Source organism: Johannesbaptistia floridana, assembly GCF_057440575.1.
The window spans coordinates 1-3,978 of record NZ_JALKVM010000045.1; the positions used below are offsets into that span (position 1 = coordinate 1).

The 3,978-nt window shown below is 39.9% G+C and carries 2 protein-coding genes; both read right to left on the reverse strand.

Translation table 11 applies throughout. The annotated features are described in order from the left end of the window. Nucleotides 1-1,297: beta strand repeat-containing protein (locus MW688_RS03285; RefSeq protein ID WP_486734487.1), on the reverse strand; the 1,297-nt coding region annotated here is incomplete at its 3' end. Between the two features lie 584 nt (nucleotides 1,298-1,881). After that, nucleotides 1,882-3,978: choice-of-anchor Q domain-containing protein (locus tag MW688_RS03290; protein ID WP_486734488.1), on the reverse strand; the 2,097-nt coding region annotated here is incomplete at its 5' end.

The window sequence follows — 3,978 nt, forward strand, 5'->3', positions numbered from 1 at the left end:
CCTGGCTACCTGGAACTAAAGCTAGAGTTTGAGTATCCCCTCCGTTATCGGCTAGAGTTGTTTCGATAATACCTGTTGCCGATGCTGCTATGATGTTATTGTTATTTTGATTAATGGTACCTCTTATATTGGGGTCTATACTGGCTGTGTTGCCCGCGATAATACTATTGTTCAAGTTATTATCATTGAAGGAGTAAATGCCTCCGCCCCTATAACCTGCACTGTTACCTGATATACTAGTATTGGTTATGTTTGTAGTGCTTGAATAAATTCCTCCGCCAGTGTTTGCCGTGTTACCCGATATAGTAGAGTTGGTTATATTTGTATTGTTCTCTGAAAAAATACCTCCGCCACGATCTCCCCCGTTACCTGATATAGTAGAGTTGGTTATATTTGTATTGTTCCCTGAAAAAATACCTCCGCCACGATCTCCCCCGTTACCTGATATAGTAGAGTTGGTTATATTTGTATTGTTCCCTGAAAAAATACCTCCTACCATAGATGACCCTTGATAGTTATCAAATATGGTTGAATCGTTTATAGTTGTATTGTCGAGTGAATAAATGCCTCCCCCACCGTTAGAGTCTATATTTGAATTAGTCACATATACACCGAAACCTGAAATGCCTCCGCCAATAGACGCCTGATTAGTCCTTATGGTTGAATTAGTCACATATACACGTTCACCTGAAATGCCTCCTCCATCATAATTTGCTCTGTTATCAAATATGGTTGAATCGGTTATAGTTGTATCACCCGAAGAAATGCCTCCACCAGATCTTCTAGCTGATGTGTTACCTGATATAGTAGAACTTACTATATTTGTAGTAAATGAAAAAATACCGCCGCCGTCATACTCTGCTGTGTTACCTGATATAGTAGAATTTACTACGCTTGTGGTAGCTGAAAAAATACCGCCGCCGTCATACTCTGTTGTGTTACCTGATATAGTAGAGTTGTTAAGAAACGTATTATTGTCAGAGTAAATTGCACCACCTACACTTGCACTTCCTCCTGTAAGAGTCAAGTTGTCTATGGTAAAAGTACTTCCTTGTACATTAAATAGTCCAAAGGTATCATTCCCCTGAATCGTTACTCCTTCTGTTAAACTTGAGGCGTCTATCGTTAACTCATCAGTTACTGCTAATGTCCCACTCACCAAGGAAATTGTGCCATTGTTTAAAGATGAATTAAATTTAATTACATCTGGTCCTGTGGCTGTATTGGCCTGCGCAATTAATTCTCGTAAACTATTACTACCGGAATCTGCTAAACTTTCTACTGTAAAGGTCGCCATAATTCCTCAATCCTCATTTTCATTTGTCTGTTGTTTTATGTAGGGTTTTGTGTCGCGCGATACCATACACTAATCAAGTTAACAACTTTTTTGGGGTTAACTTTAATTTAATTTTATCATCACTAATCAAACGTAGATGATATTAAGTATAAAATATAACATTTATTTAAGTTGATCTGCTGTACTAAAAGGTTACTAAAAAATAACTGCAAAAATCTCGGGTTTGATCTTTGCAGTTATTTGGCTAATAATCTGAAACTTTTAAACTATAGCAATGAGCGTTGTACTGTTAACAATATTTATATTTACAGATCCCCCCAACCCGCGAGAGAAAACCTGCTCAAAATTGCCAGCCTTTACCAGTTAATGGTTTGGGGTCACAAATAACTTATGAAGTGGCGGAGAGCGCCTCCCAATAACTCAAGATTATTGACCAAAAAACAGCCTCTAAGGCGCTCTCCGCTTTCGCTGGCAATTTTGAGTAAGTTTATTGCACCCCCCTTACTAAGGGGGGCTTTTCATCATTTTTGTCAACATCTATTGGCGAGCTTGCTATAGCTCAAATCTAGAGCCTGTAACAGGAACTAAGCCATATCGCCCACAAGAATATAATCGGTTTGAGTAAACTCAGTGGTATTTCTCAAGACGGCGAAAATAGCATTAGTATTGCTGTCTACAATATTCAGGTTGCCATTATTTACAAAAGTGTTTAGCTCAGCAAAATCAAGATCGCTGCTAAAGAGGTCTTCACCTCGAACAAAGTCATTGATGATATCTTTACCTTCCCCAGATAAGACCACAAAGGTATCGGCGCCATCTCCACCTAGTAAGCGATCTCCTCCCTGTCCACCTTCAAGAATATCGTCTCCTCCTTGAGCTCTGATCACATCATTCCCTTCTAAGCCTCTAATGATTTCAGGATCATCAGTACCTATGAGGGTATCGTTATTAGCTGTCCCTTCAATGGTGTCTAGTGCAGTATCATTGTTTATGTAGTCATCTTGAGTAAACTCAGTGGTATTTCTCAAGACGGCGAAAATAGCATTAGTATTGCTGTCTACAATATTCAGGTTGCCATTATTTACAAAAGTGTTTAGCTCAGCAAAATCAAGATCGCTGCTAAAGAGGTCTTCACCTCGAACAAAGTCATTGATGATATCTTTACCTTCCCCAGATAAGACCACAAAGGTATCGGCGCCATCTCCACCTAGTAAGCGATCTCCTCCCTGTCCACCTTCAAGAATATCGTCTCCTCCTTGAGCTCTGATCACATCATTCCCTTCTAAGCCTCTAATGATTTCAGGATCATCAGTACCTATGAGGGTATCGTTGTTGGGTGTTCCTTCAATGATGTCTAGTTGAGGGTTAGTGAGAATATAATCATCTTCACTAAACTCACTAGTGTTTCTCAGGACGGCGATAATATTATTAGTATTGCTGTCTACAATATTGAGATCGTTATTACGTGTAAAGGTGTTGATGTCAGCAAAATCTATATCCCTGCTAAAGAGGTCTTCACCTCGAACAAAGTCATTGATGATATCTTTACCTTCATCAGATAAGACCACAAAGGTATCAGCGCCATCTCCACCGAGTAAGCGATCGCTCCCCGGTCCACCCTCAAGGATATCGTCTCCTCCTTCAGCTCTTATCACATCATTTCCTTGTAATCCTCTAATGATTTCAGCATCATCAGTACCTATGAGGGTATCGTTGTTGGGTGTTCCTTCAATGATTTGTAACTCTTCATCATTTGCCACAATAATAAGCACTGCCGTAGATATACTCCCAATACTAGCACCATTGGTTGGATTAGAAAGAGCTAGATTAATAGTTTCGTCTCCTTCTAAATCGTTATCATCAACGATAGGTATAGTTACAGTTTGACTAGTTTCACCATCAGCAAAGCTTACTACTATTGGTGTGTCATCATAGTCTTCTGGTGCTGTTGCTCTGCCATCAGAGGGATTTCCTGTACCATAACAGGGAATTGCTGTACCATCAGAGGGAGTTACTGTGATATCAACAAGACCGTCGCTACCCACTGTTCTTATTAAGGTAATCGGGGTATCAGCAGTACCATCTTCGTTAACTGTGTAAGTGGGAGAATCGAATTCAATAGTTCCGGGACTTACAGTTGGTTCAAACTCAAAAGCACCAATATCTACAGTCCCTACAAAGCGCGGTAACCCTCTTTGGTCTCCTGTTAAGAGATTACCATCTAAATCTCGGGCCAAACTATCGTTTCCTGCATCAATGGCCGGGCTACCTGGAACTAAAGCTAGAGTTTGAGTATCCCCTCCGTTATCTGCTAGGGTTGTTTCGATAATACCATTTGCCGATGCTGCTATGATGTTATTGTTATTTTGATTAATGGGAGCATATATATTGGGGTCATAACTGGCGATGTTTCCGGCGATAATACTATTGTTCAAGTTATTACTAGAGTTGGAATAAATGCCGCCGCCTCTATAATCTGCCTCGTTACCTGATATAGTAGAATTGGTTATATTTGTAGCATAAGAAAAGATACCTCCGCCATTTTGAAACGCCATGTTACCTGATATAGTAAGATTTACCATATTTGTAGTAAATGAATCAATACCTCCGCCAAAGTTTGCCGTATTACCTGATATGGTGGAATTGGTTATGCTTGCACTGTAAGAAAAGATACCTCCACC